The organism is Actinosynnema sp. NPDC091369 (assembly GCF_044757065.1).
In the GTDB taxonomy this organism is placed as follows: domain Bacteria; phylum Actinomycetota; class Actinomycetes; order Mycobacteriales; family Pseudonocardiaceae; genus Actinosynnema.
Genome location: NZ_JBIVUG010000001.1, coordinates 1,462,870 through 1,488,300, shown reverse-complemented (window position 1 = coordinate 1,488,300; position 25,431 = coordinate 1,462,870). Strand labels below are relative to the sequence as shown.

Below are 25,431 nucleotides of genomic sequence, written 5' to 3'. Positions count from 1 at the left end.
CAGTCTCACACGCCGGGTTCTTCGACCTGCTCCCGACCACGGGTGCGCACGGCGAGCACGGTCTGGCGCAGCGCGTCGAGCAGCAGCACGCCCGCGACGGTGACGACGGCCACGGACGCGCCGATCCAGTTGCCCTTGAACCGGGTCGACTCCAGCGGCGGGTGGTCGGGCACGGGGTAGCTGTAGTGCACGACACCCCGGTTCCAGCACCACACGGCCAGCGGCACGAGCAGCGCGACGAGCACCACCTCGCCGATCGCGACGAGCGCGCGTCTCGGCTGGTGCAGCGTCGGCGCGCCCGGCCCGGGCTCGGGTTCCGGCACGGTCTCGGTCTCGGCGGTGGCCGCAGTCACGCCGGTCAGCTTCTCACGCCGGGACGGCTCGTCACGCACGTGTGCTCAACAGCTTCCCGATCTCGGCGCGCAGCGCGTCGGCGTCGCGGGCCCAGCCCATCACCACCGTGCCGTCGGCCAGGCGCAGCGGCACCGCTTCCGTGCCGCGGGGCAGCGACCAGCCGCCGCCGAGCACCTTCGCGCCGGCGCGCGGCTCGACGCCTTCGACGGCCTCCACGTCGCGCAGCCGCAGCTCTTCGCGGCCCTGGTGCAGGGCGGCGGGGGTGAGGCGGACCCGGTAGAGGCGTCGGCGGGCCTGCACCCACAGCGCGGTGGGCAGGAGCAGCACCACGCCGACGAGGAGCCACAGCAGCGGGCGGGTCGGGCCGGTCAGCGCCTCCACCCCGCACCCGAGCGCGGCGAACACCGGGCCCCACAGCAGCGGCCACCAGGACGTGCCGGGTTCGGCGTAGAGGGTCGGCTGGTCCACCGGTCAGGTCCCCGAGAAGTAGGTCCGGGTGCCGGGCAGGAAGCTCGCCACCGAGGCGGCGGCGGGCAGCACCAGCCGCAGCACGATCACCACCCAGGCGACGGGTTCCGCGTCGCCGTCACGGGCGGCGATGATCGCGGCGGCGAGCACGAGCACGCCGATGACCAGCGAGCCGCCGCACAGGCCCAACCGGGCGTGGTAGCTGCCGTTGAGCAGCAGGACCGCGCCCCAGACGCACGCGATGGCCAGGCAGGTGCTGGTGAACAGGGCCATGATCGGGCCGAAGCCGGCGATCGCGCCGTCCTCGGCGAGGCTGCGCACGAGCGAGCCGACCGGCCAGGACAGGGCGGTGAGGAGCCACAGCACGAAGGAGACGACGACGGCCGCGGGGCGGACCCGCGCGGTGGTGTGCTGGTCGACGGCGCGCATCTGCCCGGGGTACGGGGACTGGTAGTGGGGTTGGGGACCGGCCTGCGGGTACTCGACGGGGCGCATCGGCTGCCCGTACGGGTCGAACGGCGGCTGGGTCATCTCGTCACCGCTCTGGTGTAGGCGTTCGACGCGGGCAGGTACATCGCCACGAACCCGAGCGCGCACACGCCCAGGAACACCCAAGCCCAAACCACGCCCCAGACCCAGTGCACGTACGGCACGCCACCGGAGGCGAACACCAGCATCCAGACGAGCCCGAACGCCCCGGCGGGCAGGGCGAGCACGGTGAGCGTGACGCGGGCCCAGTTGCGGCCCGAGCGGAGCTTGCCGGCGGCGACCACGAACGGCGCGGACAGCACCACCAGGGGCAGCATGAACAGGATCGGCGTGAACCGCGCGCTCAGCTCCGCCTCACCCCGGGTCATCGGGTCGGCGTCGGTCGCCGAGTCGCGCACGAGCTCGTCGGTCAGCACGTCGATCCCGGTGTAGAACAGGGCGGGCAGGGCGATCACCGCGAGGACGGCGCCCGCGATCCAGCACCAGGACGCGACGGTCGTCGTGACCGGGCGGCGCGGCGTGAAGTCGGCCGGGTGCACCGGCGGCATCGGCGCCGGCAGCCGGTAGCCGGGCGGCAGGGGCGCGTCCGCCTGCCCCGGCAGGTCTACCCGGTGGAAGGGCGACGCGAACGGATCCGGTTCGGGCATGGGTTCTCCGCGGGGTTCAGTGCTGCTTCACCCACTGTGCCGTACCGGGGAGCCAGGTGAACGCCAAACCGACGGCGATCAGCAGGAGCGTCACCAGGTTGGCGGCGCTCGCGCCGGGCAGCACGATCCACAGCACGTGCAGCACGGCGACCCCGGTGAGCACGCCCCGCGCCCACCGCCTGCCCCGCCGCAGCAGCCACCCGAACAGGCCGTAGCCGATCGCGAAGGCCACCGCGACCACGGCGAGCTGCCCGAGCAGCCCGGTGACCGCGGCCGGGTCGTCCCCGGCGCGGGTGGCCGCCTGTTCGAGCTCCGCGCGGCGCAGCCACAGCACGGCGTTCTCCAGCAGCAGGAACGCGCCGAGGGCGAACCAGACGGCGACCGCGCCGCGCACCACCGGGGGTGGGGCGGGCGGCGCGGGCGCGGTGTGCGGCTGCTCGGTCATCCGACCCGTTTGGCCGAGTCGAAGTAGGTCTTCGACGCGGGCAGGTACATCGTCACCACGGCGGCGGCCACGACCAGCACGATCACCAGGCCGACCAGCGAGAACCCGAACATGTGGTACAGGAGCACGGCCGCGCCGATCACGGTCAGCGTGATCCGCGCCCAGTTGCGGCCCGCGCGCATCTTGAACGCGAAGAACGCCATCAGGGCGGCCAGCACGACGCCGATGATCACGAGGAACACGAGGACGGCGGTGACCGCCGACTCCAGCTGCTCGGTCGTGACGCCCGGCGTCGGCGGCGCCTTGCGCGCCTCTTCGATCGCCAGGTCGCGCTGGGTCAGCACCAGCAGGGACGACACGACGAGCAGGACCGCGCCGGCCAGCCAGAGGAAGAACGACAGGCGGACTTCCTTGGGTTCCGGCCCGGCGGGCTGCCCGTGGCCGCCGTGCCCGGCCAGCTCCGACTCGCTCAACGGCGGCGGCGCGTACGACTGCTGCGCCGGCGCGTACGGCTGCTGCGGGGGCAGGTTGTCAGGGTCCTGTGGGGTCGTCACGGTTCAGCACGCTAGGGCGGCCGAGGGGTGCTGTCCACCGCGACGAGCGGCGGACAGCACATCCGTTACCTCGAGGTCAGCTGGCCTTGAAGTAGTGGTTCGAGTCGGACTTGAACATGAAGACGATCGCACCGACGATCGCCACGAGCGACGCCAGCACCAGCAGGGCCGACAGCACCCCGAGGAAGCCGAGCGAGAACAGGATCCCGAAGGCCAGCAGGCTGAGCAGGTTGCCGATGACGGCCAGGCCGCCCAGGACGGTCAGCAGGATGCGGGCCCAGTTGGCGCCCTTGCGCATCTGCATCACGACCACGATCCACACCACGACGAGGACGAGGCTGAAGATCGTCGAGCCGTAGCTCGGCTCGGCCGCCGCGCCGGACACGCCGAGCGCCGCCGCGGTCTCCCGGGCCAGGTCGCCCGCGATGACCAGGCCGATCAGGTTGCTGAGGATGCTGATACCAGCCGCGACCAGCCACAACAAGTAAGCGGTGTCGACGGACTTCGGACGGGCGGGCTGCCGCAGCTCGCTCTCGTTCAAGGGCGGGGCGGGCGGCGGGTAGCCGGGCTGCTGCGGCTGGCCCTGGTTGCGGGGGTCATGGGGATTGGTCATGCGACGGACCGTAGGAGGGGTGGCGCGATCCGTCGACCGGTAATCACAACCCGTTAGCTACGGGTGGTGGCCGGTGATTGACCGAACGCTGTGATCGGAAGTGTCGGGAAACTGATGTCTGGTACATCAGCGCCACGGCGGTCGCGTCGATCAGCATCGTGACCACGCCGAACGCCAGGTCGACGGGGCTGACGGCCAGGCCGAACGCGGCCGTGACGCCGGAGACGGCGGCGACCAGGCGCAGCACGCCCAGGAAGATCCCGGCGCCGGCGACGACCGTGAGCACGATCCGGGCCCAGTTGCGCCCGCCGGCCATCCGGTTCGCCAGCAGCGTGTAGACCAGCACCATGCCGACGCCGATCAGCAGGCCGAACACGATCCCGCCGGTCGCGGCGGCGTCCAGCTCGTCCTGGCTCAGGTTCGGCTGCTGGGCGCGCAGCTCGCGGATCAGCATCTCCCGGTCGGCCAGCTGCACGACGAACCGGACCAGGCCCACGGCCGCGCTGAGGATGAACAGCCACCGGGCGAGGTCGACGAGCTTGGGCGGGGTGGGCCGGGGCGGTCTGGCGGGAGTGGGCCGGGCGGGCGACGGCGTGGTCATGCCCGGTCCAGCCAGCCGGCGGCCTCGACGGCCCAGTAGGTGAGCACCATGTCCGCGCCGGCCCGGCGGATCGACGTGAGCATCTCCAGCACGGTCCGCTCGCGGTCGATCCAGCCGTTGCGGGCGGCGGCCTCGACCATCGCGTACTCGCCGGAGATCTGGTACGCGGCCACGGGCACGTCGGAGACCTCGGCGACGGCCTTGACCACGTCGAGGTAGGGCAGCGCGGGCTTGACCATGACCATGTCGGCGCCCTCGGCGAGGTCGAGCGCGACCTCGCGGACCGCTTCGCGGGCGTTGGCCGGGTCCTGCTGGTAGGTCTTGCGGTCGCCCTGGAGCTGGGACTCGACGGCGTCGCGGAACGGGCCGTAGAGGGCGGACGCGTACTTGGCGCTGTAGGCGAGGACGGCGGTGTCGGTGTGGCCGGCCTCGTCCAGGGCGTTGCGGATGAACCCGATCTGGCCGTCCATCATGCCGCTGGGGCCGACCACGTGGGCGCCGGCCTCGGCCTGGGCGACGGCCATCTCGCCGTAGACCTCGAGGGTGGCGTCGTTGTCGACGGTCCCGTCGGGGGTGAGCACGCCGCAGTGGCCGTGGTCGGTGAACTCGTCCAGGCAGCAGTCCGACATCAGCACGGTCGCGTCGCCGAGCTCTTGGCGCAGGTCGCGCAGGGCGGCGTTGAGGATGCCGTCCGGGTCGGTCGCGCCGGACCCGACCGCGTCCCGCTCGGCGGGCACGCCGAACAGCATGATCCCGCCGACCCCGGCCTGGACCGCTTCGACGGCGGCTTTGCGCAGCGACTCGCGGGTGTGCTGGAAGACGCCCGGCATGCTCTGGATCTCGGCCGGCGCGGAGGCGCCTTCCTTGACGAACATGGGCAGGATCAGCTGGCGCGGGCGCACGGTGGTTTCGCTGACCAGGCGGCGCATGGCCGGCGTGGTGCGCAGGCGGCGGGGGCGGTGGGCTGGGAACACTGCGGCACTTCCCTGGTGAGAGGTCTTTTTGTCGGTGCCCTGTGGTTCGGTATGCGCAAGGGGTGCTGCGAGTCGGGGTACCTCTGGTGGAGCACGCTCAGGCCCGGCTCGATGTGACATGGGGCCCTCACGAGCACCCAGGCAGGCCGTGGCCGGCAGGCCCGGCGGGGACGAGCGTCCCGCCGGGCCTGCCGGTTCCGGTCAGGACCTGCGGAGGCGCTTGGTCTTGCGCGGTGGGGGCAGGGCGCCTTCCGCGCGCAGGCGGGCGGCGTGCTGGGCCAGGGCGTCGACCAGGGCCGGGACGTTGGCGTCCTCGGGCTGGACGTCGACGCGGAGGCCGAACTCGCGGGCCGTTTCGGCGGTCTGCGGGCCGATGCACGCCACCAGGGTGCGGGCGTGCGGCTTGCCCGCGATGCCCACCAGGTTGCGGACCGTGGAGGACGAGGTGAAGCAGACGGCGTCGAAGCCGCCCGACTTGATCATCTCGCGGGTGTCCGCGGGCGGCGGGGCGGCGCGGACGGTGCGGTAGGCGGTGACGTCGTCGATCTCCCAGCCGCGTTCCCGCAGGCCGGCCGCCAGGGTCTCGGTGGCGATGTCGGCGCGCGGGAGCAGGACGCGGTCCACCGGGTCCAGGATGTCGTCGTAGGGCGGGAAGTCCGCGAGGAGGCCCTCGGAGGACTGCTCGCCGGACGGCACGAGCTCCGGGATGATGCCGAAGCTGCGGACCTTGGCGGCGGTCGACTCGCCGACGCAGGCGATCTTCACGCCGGAGAACGCGCGGGCGTCCAGGCCGAACTCGCGGAACTTCTCCCAGACCGCGCGGACGGCGTTGGTCGAGGTGAAGACGACCCACTGGTAGCGGCCGTCCACCAGGCCCTTCACCGAGCGCTCCATCTGGGCGGGGCTGCGCGGCGGCTCGACGGAGATGGTCGGGACCTCGACCGGGATCGCGCCGTGGGAGTGCAGCCGGTCGCTCATCGCGCCGGCCTGCTCCTTGGTGCGCGGGACGAGGACGCGCCAGCCGTACAGGGCGCGGGACTCCCACCAGGACAGCTTGGTGCGGCCGGCGACGGCTTGGCCGACCGTGACGACCAGCGGGCCGCCCAGGTCGCCCGCGTCGGCGGCCAGCGAGGCCAGCGTGGTGTCGACGGTGCGCTGGCCGAAGCCGGTGCCGTCGCAGGTCACCGCGACCGGGGTCTGCGGTGCCACGCCGTGCTCCACCAGGGAGGACGCGGCCTCGGCCAGGTGGCCGCCGGTGGCGTGCAGGACGAGCGTGCCGGGGGCGGCGGCGAGGCCGGCCCAGTCGGTCACGCCGCGGACGTCGGCCTCGGTGTGGACGGCGCCCAGCGCGACGCCCGCGTAGGCGGGCACGGCGGTGCCGGCGGGGACGCCGGGCACCACGTCGAACGCGATCGTGGTCTTGGAGACGGCCTGCGCCTCCTTGACCACGGAGTCCAGGGTCAGCGGGTCGCCCGCCACCAGGCGGACCACGGCGTGGCCGTTCTTCGCCTCGGCGACCAGGTCCTTCGCGACGTCGGCGGGATCGCCCACGGCGGGTCGCACCTCGACGCCGTCGGGTACCAGCGCCACCACCTCGGCCGGGACGTCCGGGTCCGTGACCACGAGCTCCGCCTTGTGGAGCAGGTCGCGGGCCCGGACCGTGAGCAGCCCGGTGTCGCCCGGACCTGAGCCGACGAACGCGACTCGGCCGGGGGTCTTGCGTGCGCGGGTCATCAGGGCACTCCCCATCAACTACGCCCCGCCGGCGACGCGGTGGCGTGGCCGGAGAGGTCGAGCAACTCGGCGGCCAGCGCGCGGCCGAGTTCCTCTGCTGCGGTCAAGTCACCGGTGGCGGACGCACGGAGGAGGTCGCCGTCCTCCGTCGCCATGACCCCGCGCAGGGACAGGCGGAGAACCACGGTCCCCTCGTCGCTGAGGTCTTCCACCACATCGGCCAGTGCGCCGACCGGCGCGCTGCAGCCTGCTTCGAGCGCGGCCAGGAGGGCGCGCTCGGCAGCGACAGCGGCCCTGCTGGCCGAGTCGTCCAGAGTGGACTGGAGGAGGTGCTCGGTGTCGACGTCGTCGACCCGGCACTCCACTGCGAGGGCGCCCTGTGCGGGCGCGGGGAGCATCTGGATGGGCTCCAAGGTCTCGGTGATCTCGGCCGTGCGGCCGAGGCGGGCGATGCCGGCGCGGGCGAGCACGACGGCGTCCAGTTCGCCGTCGGCGACCTTGCGGATGCGGGAGTCGACGTTGCCGCGCAGGGCGACCACCTCGATGCCCAGTCCGAGGGCGTTGAGCTGCGCGGCGCGGCGGGGTGAGCCGGTGCCCACCTTCGCGCCGGTGGGCAGCTCGCCGAGGGTCAGGCCGTCACGGGCGACCAGCGCGTCGCGCGGGTCCTCGCGGGGCGGGACGGCGGCCAGCGACAGGCGCGGGTCGCGCGCCGTGGGCAGGTCCTTGTACGAGTGCACGGCGACGTCGATCTCGCCGTTCGCGAGCGCGTCGCGCAGCGCCGAGGTGAACACCCCGATGCCGATCTCGGCGATGGGTGCGGACGAGCGGTCACCGGGCGTGGAGATCGTGACGATCTCCACGGTCGCGCCCGCCTCGCGCAGCGCGTCGGCCACGTGGCCGGTCTGCGCGAGCGCGAGGGCGCTGCCGCGGGTGCCGATCCTCAGGGTGCGGTTCACCGCTTCTCACCTTTGGGTTGCGTCGAATGGGGGGTGCTGACGGCGGACGGCGCCTGCGGGTCGAGCCCGAACAGCTCGCGCAGCGCCTCGGCGTAACCGGCCCCACCGGGCGCCGCGGCCAGCTCCTTCACCCGCACGGTGGGGGTGTGCAGGAGCTTGTCCACCACCCGGCGCACGGTCTTGGCCAGCTCGTCGCGCACCGCGCCGTCCAGCTCGGGCAGCCGCGAGTCCAGGCGCAGCAGCTCGGCGTCCACGACCTCGGCGGCGCGCTTGCGCAGTGCCGTCACGGTGGGCGTGACCCCGGCCGAGCGCTGCCCGGCCAGGTAGGCGCGGACCTCCTCGGTCACGATCTCCGCCGCGCGCAGCGTGCCCTGCCCGGTCGGGGCGTCGGACAGCCTGCGCTGGAGGGTCTCCAGGTCGACCACGCGGACGCCGTCGAGCAGCGTCGCGGCCGGGTCGACGTCCTTGGGCAGGCCGAGGTCGCAGACGACCAGCGGCCGGTCCGGGGCGCGGTCGCCGATGTGCTCGGCGCCGACGACGGTGCCGACCGAGCCGGTGCAGGCGAACAGCACGTCCGCCTCGGCGACGGCTTCGGTCAACGTGTCGAGGCCGGTGGACGTGGCCCGCACGCCGTCCGCGCGCAGGGCCGAGGCCAGGCGCTCGCCGTTGGCGGCGGTGCGGTTGGCGATGACGACCCCGCCGATGCCGGCCCGGCGCAGGTGGGCGGCGGCCAGGCCGCCCATGGAGCCCGCGCCGACGATCAGGGCGTTGCGCCCTTCGAGGCCACCGAGCGCCTGCGCGGCGTCGGCGAGCGCCTCGGACACGACGGACGCGCCGGCGTGGTCGATGTCGGTCTCGGTGTGCACGCGCTTGCCGACCCGCAGCGCGTGCTGGACCAGCTCGTGCAGCGTGCGGCCGACCACGCCCTGCTCGTCGGCGGCGTTGTAGGCGGTGCGCAGCTGGCCCAGGATCTGGGCCTCGCCGACCACCATCGAGTCCAGGCCGCCCGCCACGGAGAACAGGTGCTCGACCGCGGCGGCGGAGTAGTGCACGTACAGGTGCTCGAACAGGTCGGCGGGCTCGGCGCCGGCCTGGCGTGCGAGCACCTCGACGACCTCGTTCATGCCGCCGTGGAACGTCTCGACGACCGCGTACACCTCGACCCGGTTGCAGGTCGACAGCAGCACGGCCTCGGACACGCTCGGCGCCTTCAGCAGCTGGTCGAGGACCTTGCCGCGGTCGGCGTCGGCGACCGCGACGCGCTCCAGCACGGGAACCGGGGTGGTCCGGTGGGACAGACCGACGACGAGCACGCTCATACCGCCGTCACCACCGACCGGCTCACTACCCGCACGATCACGGGCGAATCACCACCCCGTCCACACCGATGCCGTTGACCACGTCACCGGCGGCCTCGTCAGCCCGCCGCGCGACGTGGAACGACAGGATCTGCATCTCGACCGCCAGGTCGACCTTGCGCACTTCGACGTAGTCCGGCACTTGGAGCACGACGGGTGCGAAGTTCAGGATGCACTGGACTCCGGCGGATACCAAACGGTCGCAGACGGCCTGAGCTGCCTGCGGCGGCGTCGCGATGACGCCGATCGAGACCTCGCGCTCGGCGCAGACGGTCGTGATGTCGTCGATGTGGTTGACAGGTATGCCGCCTACCGGCACTCCCGTCAGGTCCGGGTCGATGTCGAACAGCGCGGCGACCGGGAAGCCCCGGCTGGGGAAGCCGCCGTAGTTGGCCAGCGCGTGACCAAGATTACCGATCCCGACGACCGCCACCGAGTGCTTGCGGGTGAGGCCGAGGATGCGCTCGATGTGGCTCACGAGCACCTCGACGTCGTAGCCGACGCCGCGCGTGCCGTACGAGCCGATGTAGGACAGGTCCTTGCGGAGCTTGGCCGAGTTGACGCCGGCCGCGCCCGCCAGCTCCTCGCTGGAGATGGTCGTCACGCCCTGCTCGACCATGCCCGAGAGGACGCGGAGGTAGACCGCGAGCCGCGCCACCGCCGCCTCGGGGATCGCGCGTGCCCGCTCCCGGACGTCGGCGGGCGCTTCGGTACCGGTCTCCCCTGGGCGGGTCACGACACCGTCACCCTCGCCCCGCTGAGCCGCCACGCTGGAACTCCTCGACATCCGTCGCACTGACCCGCCGGGTACCGCCACCAGCGGAGTGATGCACCCACCGTACCGCTTGTGAACGCTTGCACAAAGTTGGCGACCGGGCCCTGGACCCCGTGGGGTGAATTCCGGTTCGAACCCGTTCGGGTGACTCAGGCGACGGTGAAGAAGACGCTGTGCCAGCCGGTCGCGCCGTCCGGGACGGGCGCCACGCGGGCCTGCGGCTGGGTGACGCCGGCCTGGTCGGTGGCACGTGCCTCGATCGTGTGACCGCCCGGCGGCAGGTCCAGTTCGACCCGCCACATGCGCCACGTGGAACCGCTCACGTCGTCGGCGAGGGTCGCGGTCCGCCACGGGCCGTTGTCGACGCGGACCTCGACCCGGCCGATGCCGGTGGGCTGGGCCCACGCGACGCCGGTGGCGACGACCCGGCCGGTGACCGTCGACCCGCGCTCCGGCCGGTCGACCCGGGACATCACCTTGACCGGCGCCTCCCGCGCCCAGCCGCGGTCGAGCCAGTAGCCCCGCCGCGCGTCGAACGTGGTCACCTCCAGGTCGACCACCCACTTGGTCGCCGAGACGTAGCCGTAGAGGCCGGGCACGACCAGGCGGGCGGGGAAGCCGTGCTCCAGCGGCAGCGGCTCGCCGTTCATGCCCAGCGCGATGAGCGCGCCCCGGTCGGGGTCCAGCACGACGTCGAGCGGCGAGCCCGCCGTCCAGCCGTCGGCGCTGGTGGAGAACAGCTGGTCGGCCCCGGCGCGGACGCCCGCTTCGAGCAGGACGTCCCGCAGCGGCACGCCGACGAAGTTCGCGGTGGAGATGTACGGCCCGCCGACCTCGTTGGACACGCAGACCAGCGTGACCGTGCGTTCGACCAGGTCACGGCGGCGCAGGTCGTCGTAGCGGAGCACGAGCCCCCGGTCGACCATGCCGTGCACGCGCAGCACCCAGTCCTCGGCGCGGATCCGCGGCACGCTCAGCGCCGTGTCGATCCGGTAGAAGTCGGCGTTCGGCGTGATGAACGCGGGCGTGCCCTCGGCGGCGAAGTCGGCGTTCGGCGGCAGGGGCGGCGCGGGCGAGGCGGGCTTGAGCGCGCCGACGGCCCGCCGGGACGCCTCCACGTCGACCCGGGTGCCCGCGACCTGGCCGACCAGGGCGGCCAGGCCCGTCGCGCCCGAGGCGACGAGGAACGCCCGGCGGCCGTCGGCGTGCTCGCCGGGCTCGGTGGCCTTGGCGTGCAGCCACCGGAACACGGCGACGCCGGCGGCGAGAGCCGCGACGGGCGCGAGGACGCCCAGTTGACCCAGGTCGGGGCGGTGGAGCACGGCGGCCACGCCGAGCAGGCCGAGGACGACGGCCAGGACCGTGCCCGGCAGCGGCGTGCGGCGGGACAGCAGGCCGGCGGCGACGGCCGCGGCGAGCAGGACCACGGCCATGCCGAGCAGCAGCACGAGCTTGTCGTGGACGCCGAACGCGCGGATCGCGAAGTCCTTGAGCGGGCTGGGCGCGAAGTCGATCGCGGTGTTGCCCACCGCCAGGAACGGCGAGGCCGGCGGCCCGACCAGCCCGGCCACGAGGTGCCCGGCCGCCAGCGCGGCGGCCACGCCGAGGACGCCGACCAGGGCGGCGGTCACGCGGTTCATGCCGTCGATTCGACACCCCGGACCGCCCGGCCGGCCGATTCCGTAAGCGGCCGGTAATCGTCAGCCTGACATTCGCCGGCCCGAAATCGTCGGCCCGGCGACCGTCGGCACGGCGACCGTCAGCGCAGGGCCGCGCGCAGGCGGTCCTCCTCGACCGACCAGTACCCGTGCTCCTCGCCGTCGACGAGGATCACCGGCACCCGGTCGCCGTACTCGGCGCGCAGTTCGCGGTCCGAGTCGACGTCCCGGACGTCCCACGGCACGCCCAGCTCGCCGCAGATCCGCTCCAGGTCGGCCTTGGCCTGCTCGCAGGCGTGGCAGTCGACCCGGCTCATCAAGGTCACGTGGTGGCTCACGGCGTTCAGGCTAGGGGCAGGCGCAGCCGGGCCCGCGCGAGCTTGCCGGTCGGCGAGTGCGGCAGCGCGTCGGCGAACTCGACCACGGTCGGCACCTTGAACTTCGCCAGCCGTCCCGCGCAGTGGTCCTTCACCACGTCCTCGGTCAGCTCGGCGCCGGCCGCGGGCACCACGACGACCTTCACCGACTCGCCGGTCCGCTCGTCCGGCACGCCGACCGCCGCCGCCTCGGCCACGCCGTCCAGCTCGGCCAGCACCCGCTCGACCTCGTGCGGGTAGACGTTGAAGCCGTTGACGATGATCAGGTCGCCCGCCCGGTCCACCAGGTGCAGGTCGCCGTCGGCGTCGAGGTAGCCGACGTCACCGGTGCGGAACCAGCCCTCGGCGTCCGGGCCGTGCGCGCCGTCGGGCCAGTAGCCGCTGAACAGGTTGTCGCCCTTGGCCGCGACCAGGCCGGTGCCCGGCTCGTCCTCGTCCAGGTCCAGCGGGCGGCCGTCGGTGTCGACCAGCCGGATCAGCACGCCGGGCAGCGCGCGCCCGACCGAACCGGCCTTGGGCGCGCCGCCCGCCAGGGTGGTGGTCAGCACGGGCCCGGTCTCGGTCAGGCCGTAGCCCTCGTAGACGGGCAGGCCGACCGCGTCGCGCATGGCGTCGAGCAGCCCGGCGGCCAGCGGCGCGGCGCCGGAGGTGAACAGGCGGACCGTGGCGAGGTCGGCGCGGAGCCGGTCGACGGGCTGGGCCAGGATCGCCGCGTACATCGGCGGCACGCCGACCAGCGTGGTCACCCGGTGCTCGCGGATCGCGGTCAACGCCTGGTCCGGGTCGAACCGCTCCAGCAGCACGGCCGTCGCGCCCGCGCCCGCCACCTGGAGCAGGCCGGGGCCGAGGCCGTAGACGTGGAACAGCGGCAGCGCCAGCAGCACCCGGTCGCCCGCGGTCACCGGCGCGGGGCGCAGGGACGCGCACTGCTCGACGTTGGCCAGCAGCGCCCGGTGCGACAGCATCGCGCCGCGCGGCGAGCCCGACGTGCCGGAGGTGTAGCCGAGCACGGCCACGTCCTCGCCGGAGCCGATGGCGGTGAACTCCTCGCCCGGTTCCATCGTCGGCGCGGGCAGCACCTCGACGTCCGCGCCGCCGCCGTCGCCCACGAGCAGCTCCGCGCCGCTGTCGGCGACCAGGCGCTGCACCTCGCGCGTCGGCTGGCCGGGCCCGGCGGGCACCAGCACGCCGCCCGCGCGCAGCACGCCGAACACCGCGACGCAGAACTCGGGACCGGTCGGCAGCCGCACCACCACCCGGTCGCCCGGTTCCACGCCCGCTCGGACGAGCCGGTGCGCCTCGCCGTCCACGGCGGCGTCGAACTCGGCCCAGGTGTAGCTGTTCGCAGTCGTGACATCGACCAGGGCAGCGTGATTGGGTCCACGGTGCGCGGAGGCGCGAACCAGGTCGGCGATGTTGCTTGCGGAAGCGGTCAACGTGACCTCCTGGTGAACCACAGCGGACCTCAGCGCAGTCTGTCACGGGCGGGCGGCGTCACGCAGTGCCTCCACCCGCGTCGTGATGTCGACACCGGTTGCCGCTACCTACTACGGAGTAACAACACGTATGCTGCCGGCACGGCGACCCTGTGGAGGTGCCGCGAGCCGATGACCGCACGGGCACGCGAGAACTCCGTCCGAACCATCCGGACGCTCCGCTCGAGGTGGAGCGCGGGAGGGCAGTCCAGCACGATCGACAGCGTGGAGAGCAACGCGGCCGACGAGCCGTGGAACCTGGTCCGCGCCGCTCAGGGCGGCGACACGGACGCGTTCGGCGCGCTGTACGACCGGTACGTCGACGTGGTGTACCGGTACGTGCTCTTCCGGGTGGGCGACCGCACGCTGGCCGAGGACGTCACCAGCGAGACGTTCCTCCGCGCGCTGCGCAGCATCGGGTCCATCAGCTACCAGGGCCGCGACGTCGGCGCGTGGTTCGTCACGATCGCGCGGAACATCGTCTTCGACCACGTGAAGTCCAGCCGCTACCGGCTGGAGGTCACCACGGCCGAGCTGGCCGACAACCGCGAGGTCACCGACGGTCCCGAGCAGGAAGTGCTGACCGACGCGACCAACGCCGAGCTGCTCCGCTGCGTCGCCCAACTGGGTGACGACCAGCGCGAATGCATCACCCTGCGCTTCATCCAGGGGTTGTCCGTGGCCGAGACGGCCGCGAGGATGGGCCGCAACGAGGGCGCGATCAAGGCCCTTCAGCACCGAGCGGTGCGCCGGTTGGCCCAGCTGCTGCCCCCGTGGCTGCGGTGAGATCACCGTCGCACCACTCGTCACCCGCGTAACCCCGGGATGCCCCGGTTCGTTGTTCGGGGCAGGATCGCTCGAAACGGTGCGGGATGGTTGGCCAAGCGGGATGGTAGGCAGAGGGATCACGCCGCTATGGCGTCACAGGCAGCGCGAGCAGTTCGCCCGCGCGGTCGACGCGCATCCCGACCCCGTCGCGGCCGAGGCCGAGGAGCTCGCCGACGAGCTCGCGGTGGTGGCGCTGCTGCGGAAAGCCGCAGTCACCGCGGGGCCGGACGACGAGGCCAGGGCGCGGATGCGGGCCCGGGTGCTCGGCGCGGCCGAGCCGCCGCCCACCAAGCTCGACCAGCCCGTTCGCGAGCGCAGGACCGGGGCGCGCGGGCGATTAGCGGTCGCCCTCGCCGCGGCGCTGTGCCTGTTGTTCTCGCTGGCCGGGATGAGCCTGCTGCTCAGCCGGGACGCGCTGCCGGGTGACGCGCTGTACGGCGTCAAGCGCACCGCCGAGTCGGCTTCGCTCGGCCTCACCTTCGGCGAGGAGTCGAGGGGCAACAAGCGCCTGGAGTTCGCCGCCGCGCGCCTGTCCGAGATCGAGACGCTGGTCGACCGCTACCGCGACGACTCCGGCGGCGGCCCGCTCGGCGGCTACCTGACCGCGCTGACCGACTTCGACGCCGACGCCGCGGCCGGTTCCCGCGTGCTGACCGCGCTCGGCTCGAACTCGGATCAGCGCGCCCTCGAAGACCTGCGCGACTGGGCCACCGCGCAGGCGACCCGGCTGACCGACCTGCGCCCGTCGCTGCCCGTCCAGGCCGCCGACCGGGCGGGCACGTCGCTGGACCTGCTCACCCGGATCACCGACCGCGCGTCCGCGCTGCACGCGCGGGTCGACTGCGCGTCGGTGACGTCGGGGCAGGTCGACCAGGTCGGGCCGGTGCCCGCGCAGGACGAGTGCGCGCCGCCGCCCGTCGACCCGGGCACGTCGACCGGCGACGTGCCGTCCGCGACCGCGACGAGCACCCCCGTCGCGCCCACCACGGCCGGCAACGCGCCTGGTGCCACCACCACGCCGGGAGGTGGCGTGCCCAGCGCCCCGACGCCCTCGGCCCCGCCCGCGCCGACCACCACCACGCCCACCGGCCCGCTGCCGCCGCTGCCCACCCTGACCCTCCCGTCGCTGCCGCTGCCCGGCCTCGGCGGCTGATCGCTACCCTGTCCCCATCGGACCGCGGGAGGCGCTGACGTGGTGAAAAGGCGTGTGGTGGAGGGCTCGGCGGAACGGGAGCGGCGTGCCGCGCTGGCCGGCGAGGCTTCGGCCGAGGCCGCGCTCACGATCGGACCGTCCGGGAGCGCGCCCACCGACCTCACCGCCGCCGCGTTCTTCGACGTCGACAACACCATGATGATGGGCGCGTCGATCTTCCACTTCGCCCGCGGGCTGGCGGCGCGCAAGTACTTCAAGAACTCCGACCTGGCCGGCTTCGCCTGGCAGCAGCTCAAGTTCCGGGTCGGTGGCCGCGAGGACCCGCAGAGCGTCGCCGCGTCCCGCGAGCAGGCGCTGTCGTTCGTGGCCGGCCGGTCGGTCGCGGAACTCGTCTCGCTCGGCGAGGAGATCTACGACGAGCTGATGGCCGACCGGATCTGGGCGGGCACGCAGGCGCTGGCGCAGATGCACCTGGACGCGGGCCAGCGGGTGTGGCTGGTCACCGCGACGCCGGTCGAGCTGGCGCAGATCATCGCGCGGCGCCTCGGCCTGACCGGGGCGCTGGGCACGGTGTCGGAGAGCCGTAACGGCATCTACACCGGCCGGTTGGTGGGCGACCTGCTGCACGGCCGCGCGAAGGCCCACGCGGTCCGCGCGCTCGCCGCCAAGGAGGGCTTGGACCTGCGGCGTTGCACGGCGTACTCGGACTCGGTGAACGACGTGCCGATGCTGTCGGTGGTCGGCACGGCGGTCGCGGTGAACCCGGACTCGGGCCTGCGCGAGACGGCGCGCAAGCGGGGCTGGGAAATCCGCGACTTCCGCACCGGCCGCAAGGCGGCCAAGATCGGCGTGCCGTCGGTGCTGGGCGCGGGCGCCCTGGCGGGCTTGATCGCCGCCACCCTGGCCTACCGTCGCCGCATGCGCTGATCCGGTCGGGATCCTCGCCCATCGACCCTGGGAACATTTCGCTCGCCGTGGCTTGCGAGCTTGAGAAAATCAAAACATCAAAAGCGTCCTCGCCGGACGGGCAGATCAGCAGGATTACCCCACCTAACTCCGGGATCTCCTGTTCCGTTGTGGGTCGGGCTGTTGCAAGCAAGGGCCATCGCGGCCGACCGCGCCCGACCCGCCCGTACCCCGGTTGCGACTCGCGACCCCCGACCCCGTCCACTGGGCGTCTCTGCTGCATAAGTAGGGCTTCGTGTCATCCCGCCGACCTGGCGCAGCTCTACCGCACGTGTCAAGGAGGGCGAAGTCCACTGCGGGCTACGGCGTCCACTGATGTCGCCCCCTTGACACGTGTGGTGGCCCTTGTGGAGGTCGGTGGGATGACACGAAACCCGGACCCACGACCCAACCGGAACATTCTTCGAACCCTCAACCCAGAAAAACGTTCCGCCGCTGCGTGAGCAACCGGTACAGGGTCTGCTGAATGGTCTCCCGGACCTGGTCGGTCAGGTTGAACACCAGCATCGGGTCGTCCGACGCGTGCTCCCCGTACACGTCGGTCCGGATCGGCTCACCGAACTCGATGTACCACTTCGACGGCAACGGGATCGCGCCGAGCGGGCCCAGCAACGGGAAGAACGGCGTCACCGGGAAGTAGGGGAAGCCGAACAGCCTGGCCAGCGCCTTGATGTCGCCGATCTTCGGGTAGATCTCCTCGGCACCCACGATCGAGCACGGGATGATCGGCACGCCCGTGTTCAGCGCCGCCGAGACGAACCCGCCCCGCCCGAACCGCTGCAGCTTGTACCGGTCCTTGAACGGCTTGCCGATGCCCTTGAAGCCCTCCGGCCACACGCCGACCAGCTCGCCCGACCGCAGCAGGCGCTCCGCGTCCGGGTTGCACGCCAGCGTCTGCCCCGACTTGCGCGCCAACGCGCCCAGCACCGGCGTCCTGAACACCAGGTCCGCACCGAGCATGCGCAGGTGCCGGCGCTTCGGGTGGTCCGCGCGCACCGCGAAAGCGGTCATGGTCGCGTCCAACGGCAGCGTGCCCGAGTGGTTGGCGACGATCAGCGCGCCGCCCTCGCCCGGCACGTTGTGCATGCCGATCGTCTCCACCCGGAACCACTTCTCGTACAACGGCCGCAGCGGCGGCATCAGCACGTTGTCGGTGAGGTCCGGGTCGAAGCCGAACTCGTCCACCTCGTAGTCGCCCTGGATCCGCCGGCGCGCGAACGCCAACAGGTCAGCCAGTCGGTGCTCCCACCCCGCCTCCGCCTCCTCGGCCCCCTCCGGCTCGGGAACGTGCGACGGTTCGGGCACGGGAACCGGACCGGGCGGCCGGCCCGCCCCGCGCCGTCCTCGCGGAACCTCCCGGTCCGCACCGTGCAGCGGGATCACCCGTGCCTCTGCCACGCGTCCACCTCCTCGCCCGTCAGCCCGTCAGCGGAACCTGGCGGCCAGGTCGAGCACACCCCGCTCGACCGACGTCACCAGCTCCCGGTCGATGAGCGGACGCAGCGCGCGCCCGCTCACGTAGTCGTCGAACGCCTGCTGAGTGGTCCACCGGGGCGTGAACCCGAACTCCTCCTTCAGCAGGGTCGTGTCCACCACCCGGCCCCAGTTCAGGAACCTCATCTGGTCCGGGGAGAAGTCCACCAGCCGGGCGCCGCGGAAGAACCGGCCCATCGTCGGCACCGCCGCGCTCGGCACCGGCAGCGCGATCCGACCCGCGCGGCGGATGGCCTGCGACAGCATCAGCACGCCGTCGCCGCCCACGTTGTAGACGCCGGGCAGGTCGTGCAGCGTCGCCCGCTCCAGCACCGCCAGCGCGTCCTCGGAGTGCAGCAGCTGCACCCTGGCGTCGTAGCCCATCACGGTCGGCACGACGGGCAGGGCGAAGTACCTGGTCAGCACCGTGTCGATGCGCGGGCCGATGAAGTTGGTGAACCGCAGCGCGGTGACGTCCACGTCCGGCCGGCGGCGGGCGAACCCGCGCACGTAGCCCTCGACCTCGACGGCGTCCTTGGCGTACCCGCTCGACGGCAGGTCCTTCGGGCCCATGTCCTCGGTGAACACCGCCGGGTCGCGCGAGCTGGACCCGTAGACCGCGCTGGTGGACTTCACCACGAGCTTGCGCACGTGCGGCGACTTCTGGCACGCGGCCAGCAGCTGCATCGTGCCGATGACGTTCATCTCCTTCATCACGGTCCGCCCGGCCGGACCGGCCGGGTTCGCCGTCACCGACGCGTGCACGACCGTGTCGACGTGCGCGGTGGCGATGACCTTCGCGATGAGGGGGTTGCGGATGTCGGCGCGCACGAACTCGGCGCGGCCCATGCGGCGCAGCAGGTCGCGCGACGGCGGTTCGGTGTCCACGCCGAGCACGCGTTCGATGTCCGGGTTCGCCGCGAAGCGCGCGGCGAGGTGCCCGCCGAGGTAGCGGCTGCAACCGGTGACGAGAACGACCTTGGGCGCCATGCGACTCCCTGTGCGAGGGGTGCGACTCGACGATGCTATCCGGGAACCCGCAGCGCCATCGGTCGCGGAACCTCGTCTTGACGCAGGTCACGGAGCCTTTACCGGACAATCACCCGGATGGCGGGCGCGGTCCGTCCCAGGTCGGACGAAGACACCGCCAGCCCCGCGGCCACGAGGACCGGGGACTGGCGGTGCGAGAACCCCGCAGGGGCTACTTGCCGCGCTTCCTGCGCTGGACCCGCGTCTTGCGCAGCAACTTGCGGTGCTTCTTCTTCGACATGCGCTTGCGGCGCTTCTTGATGACCGAGCCCATGCGGGTTCCTTCACTACTAGACGTCGGGGTCTCCACGCGCTGGTGGAGACACCCGTCAAGTGGGCGCGCCGACACCAGGCACGAACGGCCTATGAGTTTACCCGCCTGCCCGGACGCACCCTCACCCGGCGTCGAAGTAGGCGTTCCGCAGGTACTCGTGGACCGCCTTCTCCGGCACTCTGAACGACTTGCCCACGCGCACCGCCGTCAGCTCACCGGAGTGGACCAGGCGGTACACCGTCATCTTCGACACGCGCATCATCAGCGCGACCTCGGCGACCGTCATGAATCTGACTTGACCGAGCGACTTCTCCTCCGCAGGCATGGATCACCGCGTCCTTCGACACGCGTCGTGCCGTCGGCTTCCCCACCGACGGTTCGACACGCACGTGCTCCTCTGAGAGTAACGGGACGGGTGGGGCTGGTGCGACGGCCAATGGCGGTATCAGTCCACCTCGTGGGCGCGTCCCAGTTCCACCGAACGGTCGCGTGCCGCCTCCAACGCCGCCAGCATGGCCGCGCGCACGCCGTGCCGCTCCAGCTCCCGGATGGCCATGATGGTGGTGCCCGCGGGCGACGTGACGGCCTCGCGCAGGATCGTCGGGTGCTGCCCGCCCTCGCTGAGCATGGTGGCCGCGCCGACCGCCGACTGGATGATCAGGCTGCTGGCCAGGTCGCGCGGGATGCCGAGCAGGATGCCCGCGTCGATCATGGCCTCGACCAGGTAGAAGAAGTAGGCGGGGCCGGAGCCGGACAGCGCGGTGACGGCGTCCTGCTGGTTCTCCGGCACGCGGGCCACCTTGCCGACCGTGGTCAGCAGCTCCTCGACCAGGTTCAGGTGCTCGTCGGTGGCGTACTTGCCCGCCGAGATGGCGCTCATCGCCTCGCCGACGAGCATCGGCGTGTTCGGCATGACCCGGACGACGGGCGTGTGGTCGGGCAGCCTGCGCTCGTACAGCGCCGTCGGCAGGCCCGCGCACAGCGACACCACCAGCGTGCCGGGCTTGAGCACCGGCGACAGCTCGTCCAGCAGCGGCTCGATGTCCTGCGGCTTGACCGCGACCACGAGCACGTCGGCCCGCTGGGCGGCGCCGGGCACGTCCAGGCCCTCCACCCCGTACCGCTCGGTGAGCGCGGCGGCCCGTTCCGGGTGCTTCTCGGTGAACAGCAGCTCGTCGGCCGCGCGCCCGCCCTGGAGCAACCCGGACAACAGCGCTTCACCGATCTTGCCTGCACCCAACACGGCGATCGTCGTCATGCGCCAAGCCTGCCACGGTGGCGCAACGGCAATACCGCAGGTCCCCGGGTCAGGTCGCCGGCGTCAGCGCCAGCTGCCGCGCCTGGCACACCAGCCGCCCGGCCGAGTCGACCACCACCGCGTCCTCGTCGAACCACTGCCCGTGCACCGCGCTGCACGACACCCGCACGCGCAGCCACCCCGGCGCCGGGTTCGCCCGCAGCAACGCCGTCAGCTGCACCGTGGGCGACCACCCGAACCGGCCCAGGTTGAACGTCACCGGCATCGAGATGTCCCCGACGACCAGCCCGAAGTACGGGTCCGGCCGCTCACCCAGCGGACGCGCCCACAGCCGCAGCACCAGCGGGTCGCCCACCCGCCCGGTCAGGAACCCCGCGCCCTCCTGGTCCAGCCGCACGTCGCACACCGCGCCGAGCTTGTAGACGCCACCCGCGCCCATGGACGCCAGGTCGATCGCGTTCGCGGGCGGCGCGGCGGCCATGTCGGGCAGGTCCACGTAGTCCGGCGCGGCCGTCGGCATCCGCCCGACCGTCACCACCGCCTCCACGCAGCTGCGCCCGCGCTGCTCCAGCGTCGACGTCACCACGGTCGCCGTCCGGCCCGCCTTGCGCACCTGGGTCCGCACCAGCACCGGCCCCACCTCGGGCGCGCGCAGGAACTGGGCGCTCACCGCCAGCGGCGCGAGGTCGTCGGCGCCCGGCACGGCCGCCCGCGCGCCGTCCACCGCCGCCCGCGCGACCACGGCCAGCAGGAACCCGCCGTGCGGCTTGGGCCCGACCGTCCACTCGGCGGGCAGGGACGCGGTGTAGGTGCCGTCGCCGAGGGGGCGGACGGCACTGGCTGCCGAGAACGACACAGGGCTCCTCACGAGCGGGTGACCAGCGAACGCAGGAAGAACGCGACGTTGGCCGGGCGTTCGGCGAGCCGGCGCATCAGGTACCCGTACCACTGGTCGCCGTACGGCACGTAGACGCGCACGACGTGACCTTCCGCCGCGAGGTGGCGCTGCTCGGCGGGCCGCACGCCGTGGAGCAGCTGGAACTCGAAGTCCTCGACGGACCTGCCGTACCAGCGGGCGCGTTCGCCGATGATCTCGATCAGGCGGGGGTCGTGGGTGGCGAACATCGGGTAACCGGAGCCGGCCAGCAGGACGTTGGCGCAGCGCACGTAGTTCAGGTCGACCTCGTGCGGGTCGGTGAAGGCGACCGACGGCGGTTCGGCGTACGCGCCCTTGCACAGCCGGACGCGCGTGTCGGCGAGGGCGCGCACGTCGTCCAGGGTGCGGCGCAGGTACGCCTGGAGCACCGCGCCCACCTCCGGCCAGTGGCGGCGCAGTTCGGCGAGCACGCGCAGGGTGGCGTCGGTGGTGGTGTGGTCCTCCATGTCGAGCGTGACCGTGGTGCCCGCCTGCTCGGCCGCCGCGCAGACGCGGGAGGCGTTGTCCAGGGCGAGCGTCTCGCCCAGGTGCAGGCCGACGGCGGAGAGCTTCACGCTGACCTCGGCGTCCGCGGCGAGGCCGACGGCGTGCAGCTGGTCGAGCAGCTCCAGGTACGCGCGCACGGTGCGTTCGGCGGTGTCGCGGTCGGTGGTGTCCTCGCCGAGGTGGTCGAGGGTGACGCGCAGGCCGTCGCCGATCAGCCGTCCCGCGGCGTCGACCGCGTCGGCGGTGGTCTCCCCGGCCACGAACCGGCGCACCACGTCACGGCTGACGGGTGCGGTCGCGACGACCCGGCGCACCGCGTCGTTGCCCGCGGCGGCGAGGATCAACGTGCGCACCGGGTTCACGATCAAGACCCTAGCCGCTGATCGGCGGGCGGGCGGCGGCGAGTTCGGCCGCCGTCGACCTGAGCGTTGAATTCAGGGGTCCTGGACGTGGGACTCGCGCGACGCGAACGTGGGACTCACGCGTTCGCGCAAGTCAGAGGTGGAGGCGGGCGAAGAGGAGCGATTCGGAGAGCAGTTCGGCGCGTTCGGCGGCGGTGCGGGCGCGGCGGGTGTTGACCTCCAGCACGACCTGGCCGGTGAAGCCCGTGCGGGTCAGGTGGGCCAGCAGCTCGCCGCACGGCTGGGTGCCGCGACCGGGCACCAGGTGCTCGTCCTTGGGCAGGCCGGAGCCGTCGGCCAGGTGCACGTGGGTCAGCCCGTCGCCCATGCGCTTGGCCAGCTCCATCGTGTCCTGGTGCGCGGCGGACGCGTGCGACAGGTCCAGCGTGTAGTTGCGGTGGCCCACGTCGGTCGGGTCGATCGACGGGCGGAACGCCGTGACCTGCACCGATCGCCCTCGCCCCAGGGGACGCCGCACCGGGAACATGTTCTCCACCGCGATGGCGACGCCGCTCTCGTCCTCCAGCGAGGAGACCAGGTCGGCGAACCCCTCGGCGTACCGCCGCTGCCACACGAACGGCGGGTGCAGCACGACCGTGCGCGCGCCCAGGTCGGACGCCGCCCGCACGCTGCGCCGCAGCCGCTCGGCCGGGTCCGGCGACCACACCCGCTGGCTGATCAGCAGGCACGGCGCGTGCACGGCCAGCACCGGCATGCCGTAGCGCTTGGAGAGCCGTTCGACGGCCCGCACGTCCTGGCTCACCGGGTCGGCCCACACCATGAGCTCGACGCCGTCGTAGCCCAGCTCCGCCGCCGCCTCGAACGCGGCGCCCGCGGGCTGCGGCCACACGGCCGCGGTGGACAGGCCGACCGGGATCAATTGTTCACCAGCAGCATCGCCGCGGGCGACACCGTCACGATCAGCCCGACCAGCACGGCCAGGACGGTGGTCTGCAGGTCGTCCGCGCGGCGGATCTTGCGCACCATCATGACCAGGCCGACGGTCACCGCCAGGGCCACCACCAGCGCCGCGGGCGCGGCCGTGCGCCACAGGAAGTTGAAGCCGAGCCACAGCGCCGCACCGCCGACCACGCCGGCCGCGAGCTGGCCGATCATGAGCAGCCACTCCTTGCCGGCGGAGCGGGCGGCGGGCCGGTCGTCGTCCTCGTCGTCGAGGTCGGCCAGGCCCGCGGGCTCGTCGTCGTCGAGGTCGCGGCGCTGGAAGTCGCGGCTCGGGTAGTCGTCGTCCTCCTCGTCGAGGTCGACGTACGGGTGGAACGCCGTGCTCTCCTGCTCCACCACCTCTTCGGGCTCGTCGTCGTCACCGAACCAGTCCTCGGGGGACTGGTCGGGCAGCGGGTCGGGCAGCCGCGGCGGCGCGGGCGGCACGATCAGCACCGACTCGGTCGGCAGCGACTCCAGCGGCACGTTCGGCGTCAGCTTGTCGGTGATGCGCGGCATCACCTCGGTCACCGGCTCGCGCACCGGCGGCTTGACCGCGGGCGGCGCGCCGGGCGGCACGGGCCGCACCAGGTTCGTCCGCGACGGCTCCGGCTTGACCGGCGGTTTCGGCAGGTTGGACCGCGACGGCTCGCCCTGGTAGTCGGCCACGATCGGCGGCACGACCCGGGTCTCCTCGGCCGGGTCCACCTCGGGTGCCCGTCTGCGCCCGCTCTCGGCCTTCTTCGGCGCCTCCAGCCGCGCCGACGGGGGCTCCGGCCGGGAGGCGGGCGGCTCCAGCCGGGAGATCGGCGGTTCCGGGCGCGCCACCGGCGGCTCCGGCCGCGACAGCGGGGGCGGCGGCGGCTGGTACGCGGTGCGCTCGGCCTCGACGGCGCGCTGGCGCTGCCGCTGGGGCAGCGGCGCGGGCGGCGGGGCGGCGGGCGGCGGTGGCGCGGGGGGCGGCGCGGCGGGCGGCGGCTCGGGCTCGTCCCGGATGGCGCGCAGCCGGCCGCTGTCGGAGTTGACGCGGTCGATGATGGCCTGCGGACCGGTCTCCGTGTTCTCCTCGGCCCGCCGCCGTCGCCGACGCGGCGTCACCTCGCCGGAGCCCCCGCCGTACTGGGCGAGCAACTCCGCGACGGTGCGCTGGGTCTGCTCCGACTCGCTCTCTCGACTCATCAACTCCACCGTGCCCCGTGGCGGCCAGTCCGTCCAGTGTCACCCGTCCGGCGGGTGCGGTCCGGCGGGGTGTCCAGGTCCGAACCGTTAGTGTGGTCCAGCCGACGCAGGATGACACCTTCCCGCAGGGCCCAGGGACAAATCTCCAACTCGTCCAGTGACAGGGCTCGCATCGTGGCCTCCGCCACGAGAGCACCCGCCACCAGCTGGTGAGCCCGGCTGGCGCTCACCCCTTCGAGCTCGGCCAGGTCGGCCGCGGACATCCGGGAGATGAACCCGATGAGCTGCCGCAGGCCCGAGTCGGTGAGCACGCGCCGCGCACGCGGACCGGCCGACGACGGCGCCGCGCCGGTCAGCCTCGCCAGCGTGCGGAACGTCTTCGACGTCGCGACCACTCGATCGGGGGTACCCACTCGGCGGATCTTCTTCGTCACCGGCGCCAGCTGCTCGGCCAGCCACTCGGTGGTCTCGCGCACCTCGGACCGGGTCGGCGGGTCGTGGCGGAACCGGGTCCGGGTCAGCCTGCCCGCGCCCAGCGGCACGGAGAACGCCTCCTCCGGCTCCTCGTCCACGCCGACCGCGAGCTCCAGCGACCCGCCGCCGATGTCCAGGCACAGCAGCCGGCCCGCCGACCAGCCGTACCAGCGGCGCACCGCGAGGAACGTGTAGCGCGCCTCGTCCTCGCCGGTCAGCACCTTCAGGTCGACGCCGGTCTCGGCGCGCACCCGGTCCAGCACCTCGGCGGAGTTGCCCGCCTCGCGCACCGCCGACGTGGCGAACGCCATCAGGTCCTCGCAGCCCAGCCGCTCCGCCGCCGCCTTGGACGCGGCGACGGTGCGCACCAGCTGGTCGGCGCCCTCGCGCCCGAGCGTCCCGGAGCCGTCCAGCTGCTCCGCGAGGCGCAGCACGGACTTCTCCGAGCTCATCGGCGTCGGGTGGGCACCCCGATGAGCGTCCACCACCAAGAGGTGGACGGTGTTGGACCCGACATCAAGCACCCCGAGGCGCACGCGGTGCACCGTACCTG

At 73.1% G+C, this 25,431-nt stretch carries 29 protein-coding genes; 3 read left to right on the top strand and 26 right to left on the bottom strand.

The genetic code is table 11. From position 1 onward, the window contains the following. Positions 1-5 precede the first annotated feature (5 nt). The 16 genes from ACIQMJ_RS07440 to ACIQMJ_RS07365 all read right to left on the bottom strand — a co-directional run bounded on the left by ACIQMJ_RS07440 (position 6) and on the right by ACIQMJ_RS07365 (position 13,439). Positions 6-392, bottom strand: a complete 387-nt coding sequence (locus ACIQMJ_RS07440) for a hypothetical protein (RefSeq protein WP_499760087.1) — start codon at positions 390-392, stop codon at positions 6-8. After that, positions 385-822: a transport-regulating membrane protein Mce1N gene (gene mce1N, locus ACIQMJ_RS07435; RefSeq protein ID WP_499760086.1), complete on the bottom strand. Its 438-nt coding sequence runs from the start codon at positions 820-822 to the stop codon at positions 385-387. The genes ACIQMJ_RS07440 and mce1N overlap by 8 nt, the downstream gene beginning before the upstream one ends. Positions 823-825: 3 nt before the next feature. Next, positions 826-1,353 (bottom strand): hypothetical protein, encoded by a 528-nt coding sequence (locus tag ACIQMJ_RS07430; protein WP_499760085.1) that lies wholly within the window; start codon positions 1,351-1,353, stop codon positions 826-828. Beyond that, complete coding sequence (locus tag ACIQMJ_RS07425) at positions 1,350-1,958, bottom strand: hypothetical protein (RefSeq protein WP_499760084.1); 609 nt, start codon at positions 1,956-1,958, stop codon at positions 1,350-1,352. Before ACIQMJ_RS07425 ends, ACIQMJ_RS07430 begins: the two co-directional genes overlap by 4 nt. A gap of 16 nt (positions 1,959-1,974) precedes the next feature. Next, the gene (locus ACIQMJ_RS07420) at positions 1,975-2,403 is read right to left on the bottom strand and encodes a hypothetical protein (protein WP_499760083.1); all 429 of its coding nucleotides are present in this window, start codon (positions 2,401-2,403) and stop codon (positions 1,975-1,977) included. After that, complete coding sequence (locus ACIQMJ_RS07415) at positions 2,400-2,957, bottom strand: type II secretion system protein (RefSeq protein WP_499760082.1); 558 nt, start codon at positions 2,955-2,957, stop codon at positions 2,400-2,402. The genes ACIQMJ_RS07420 and ACIQMJ_RS07415 overlap by 4 nt, the downstream gene beginning before the upstream one ends. A 76-nt stretch (positions 2,958-3,033) precedes the next feature. Next, positions 3,034-3,570 (bottom strand): hypothetical protein, encoded by a 537-nt coding sequence (locus tag ACIQMJ_RS07410; protein ID WP_499760081.1) that lies wholly within the window; start codon positions 3,568-3,570, stop codon positions 3,034-3,036. 43 nt (positions 3,571-3,613) lie between these two features. Further along, the gene (locus ACIQMJ_RS07405) at positions 3,614-4,171 is read right to left on the bottom strand and encodes a hypothetical protein (RefSeq protein ID WP_499760080.1); all 558 of its coding nucleotides are present in this window, start codon (positions 4,169-4,171) and stop codon (positions 3,614-3,616) included. Beyond that, the gene (hemB, locus tag ACIQMJ_RS07400) at positions 4,168-5,145 is read right to left on the bottom strand and encodes a porphobilinogen synthase (protein ID WP_499760079.1); all 978 of its coding nucleotides are present in this window, start codon (positions 5,143-5,145) and stop codon (positions 4,168-4,170) included. The genes ACIQMJ_RS07405 and hemB overlap by 4 nt, the downstream gene beginning before the upstream one ends. A 201-nt stretch (positions 5,146-5,346) precedes the next feature. After that, positions 5,347-6,879 (bottom strand): bifunctional uroporphyrinogen-III C-methyltransferase/uroporphyrinogen-III synthase, encoded by a 1,533-nt coding sequence (locus ACIQMJ_RS07395; RefSeq protein WP_499760078.1) that lies wholly within the window; start codon positions 6,877-6,879, stop codon positions 5,347-5,349. Positions 6,880-6,893: 14 nt separating this feature from the next. After that, positions 6,894-7,835 carry a hydroxymethylbilane synthase gene (hemC, locus tag ACIQMJ_RS07390; RefSeq protein WP_387485898.1) on the bottom strand — a complete coding sequence of 314 codons (942 nt, stop codon included), beginning with the start codon at positions 7,833-7,835 and terminating at the stop codon, positions 6,894-6,896. Continuing rightward, complete coding sequence (locus ACIQMJ_RS07385; RefSeq protein WP_499760077.1) at positions 7,832-9,154, bottom strand: glutamyl-tRNA reductase; 1,323 nt, start codon at positions 9,152-9,154, stop codon at positions 7,832-7,834. The genes hemC and ACIQMJ_RS07385 overlap by 4 nt, the downstream gene beginning before the upstream one ends. Positions 9,155-9,191: 37 nt before the next feature. Continuing rightward, complete coding sequence (locus tag ACIQMJ_RS07380) at positions 9,192-9,962, bottom strand: redox-sensing transcriptional repressor Rex (RefSeq protein WP_141980186.1); 771 nt, start codon at positions 9,960-9,962, stop codon at positions 9,192-9,194. A 155-nt stretch (positions 9,963-10,117) separates the two neighbouring features. Next, complete coding sequence (locus tag ACIQMJ_RS07375; protein ID WP_499760076.1) at positions 10,118-11,608, bottom strand: molybdopterin-dependent oxidoreductase; 1,491 nt, start codon at positions 11,606-11,608, stop codon at positions 10,118-10,120. Positions 11,609-11,727: 119 nt separating this feature from the next. After that, positions 11,728-11,964 (bottom strand): glutaredoxin family protein, encoded by a 237-nt coding sequence (locus tag ACIQMJ_RS07370; protein WP_499760075.1) that lies wholly within the window; start codon positions 11,962-11,964, stop codon positions 11,728-11,730. A 5-nt stretch (positions 11,965-11,969) separates the two neighbouring features. Further along, positions 11,970-13,439 carry an AMP-binding protein gene (locus ACIQMJ_RS07365; protein ID WP_499760074.1) on the bottom strand — a complete coding sequence of 490 codons (1,470 nt, stop codon included), beginning with the start codon at positions 13,437-13,439 and terminating at the stop codon, positions 11,970-11,972. Positions 13,440-13,610: 171 nt separating this feature from the next. On the opposite strand from ACIQMJ_RS07365, the gene ACIQMJ_RS07360 reads away from it, so the two are divergent. The 3 genes from ACIQMJ_RS07360 (at position 13,611) to ACIQMJ_RS07350 (ending at position 16,386) form a co-directional block, all read left to right on the top strand. After that, positions 13,611-14,264, top strand: a complete 654-nt coding sequence (locus tag ACIQMJ_RS07360; RefSeq protein WP_233816785.1) for a sigma-70 family RNA polymerase sigma factor — start codon at positions 13,611-13,613, stop codon at positions 14,262-14,264. 103 nt (positions 14,265-14,367) lie between these two features. Further along, positions 14,368-15,459 (top strand): DUF5667 domain-containing protein, encoded by a 1,092-nt coding sequence (locus ACIQMJ_RS07355; protein WP_499760073.1) that lies wholly within the window; start codon positions 14,368-14,370, stop codon positions 15,457-15,459. A gap of 39 nt (positions 15,460-15,498) precedes the next feature. After that, on the top strand, positions 15,499-16,386 hold the full coding sequence (locus ACIQMJ_RS07350; protein WP_499760072.1) for an HAD family hydrolase: 888 nt from the start codon (positions 15,499-15,501) through the stop codon (positions 16,384-16,386). 450 nt (positions 16,387-16,836) lie between these two features. Here ACIQMJ_RS07350 and ACIQMJ_RS07345 read toward each other — a convergent pair whose 3' ends face one another. The 10 genes from ACIQMJ_RS07345 to ACIQMJ_RS07300 all read right to left on the bottom strand — a co-directional run bounded on the left by ACIQMJ_RS07345 (position 16,837) and on the right by ACIQMJ_RS07300 (position 25,414). Continuing rightward, a complete protein-coding gene (locus ACIQMJ_RS07345) occupies positions 16,837-17,823 on the bottom strand; it encodes a lysophospholipid acyltransferase family protein (protein WP_499760071.1) in 987 nt (328 codons plus the stop codon). 27 nt (positions 17,824-17,850) lie between these two features. Then, complete coding sequence (locus tag ACIQMJ_RS07340) at positions 17,851-18,888, bottom strand: NAD-dependent epimerase/dehydratase family protein (RefSeq protein WP_499760070.1); 1,038 nt, start codon at positions 18,886-18,888, stop codon at positions 17,851-17,853. Between the two features lie 211 nt (positions 18,889-19,099). Beyond that, positions 19,100-19,201 carry a 30S ribosomal protein bS22 gene (locus ACIQMJ_RS07335; RefSeq protein WP_015105422.1) on the bottom strand — a complete coding sequence of 34 codons (102 nt, stop codon included), beginning with the start codon at positions 19,199-19,201 and terminating at the stop codon, positions 19,100-19,102. 121 nt (positions 19,202-19,322) lie between these two features. Beyond that, the gene (locus ACIQMJ_RS07330) at positions 19,323-19,526 is read right to left on the bottom strand and encodes a helix-turn-helix domain-containing protein (RefSeq protein WP_053722699.1); all 204 of its coding nucleotides are present in this window, start codon (positions 19,524-19,526) and stop codon (positions 19,323-19,325) included. A 120-nt stretch (positions 19,527-19,646) separates the two neighbouring features. Beyond that, the gene (gene proC, locus ACIQMJ_RS07325; RefSeq protein WP_499760069.1) at positions 19,647-20,459 is read right to left on the bottom strand and encodes a pyrroline-5-carboxylate reductase; all 813 of its coding nucleotides are present in this window, start codon (positions 20,457-20,459) and stop codon (positions 19,647-19,649) included. Between the two features lie 49 nt (positions 20,460-20,508). Continuing rightward, complete coding sequence (locus tag ACIQMJ_RS07320) at positions 20,509-21,315, bottom strand: thioesterase family protein (protein ID WP_499760068.1); 807 nt, start codon at positions 21,313-21,315, stop codon at positions 20,509-20,511. 8 nt (positions 21,316-21,323) lie between these two features. Further along, positions 21,324-22,244, bottom strand: a complete 921-nt coding sequence (locus ACIQMJ_RS07315) for a proline dehydrogenase family protein (RefSeq protein ID WP_499760067.1) — start codon at positions 22,242-22,244, stop codon at positions 21,324-21,326. A gap of 133 nt (positions 22,245-22,377) precedes the next feature. Continuing rightward, complete coding sequence (locus ACIQMJ_RS07310) at positions 22,378-23,163, bottom strand: sugar phosphate isomerase/epimerase family protein (RefSeq protein ID WP_141980176.1); 786 nt, start codon at positions 23,161-23,163, stop codon at positions 22,378-22,380. Then, positions 23,160-24,404: an Rv0497 family membrane protein gene (locus ACIQMJ_RS07305; RefSeq protein ID WP_499760066.1), complete on the bottom strand. Its 1,245-nt coding sequence runs from the start codon at positions 24,402-24,404 to the stop codon at positions 23,160-23,162. Before ACIQMJ_RS07305 ends, ACIQMJ_RS07310 begins: the two co-directional genes overlap by 4 nt. Beyond that, a complete protein-coding gene (locus tag ACIQMJ_RS07300) occupies positions 24,404-25,414 on the bottom strand; it encodes a Ppx/GppA family phosphatase (protein WP_499760065.1) in 1,011 nt (336 codons plus the stop codon). The genes ACIQMJ_RS07305 and ACIQMJ_RS07300 overlap by 1 nt, the downstream gene beginning before the upstream one ends. Positions 25,415-25,431: the final 17 nt, after the last annotated feature.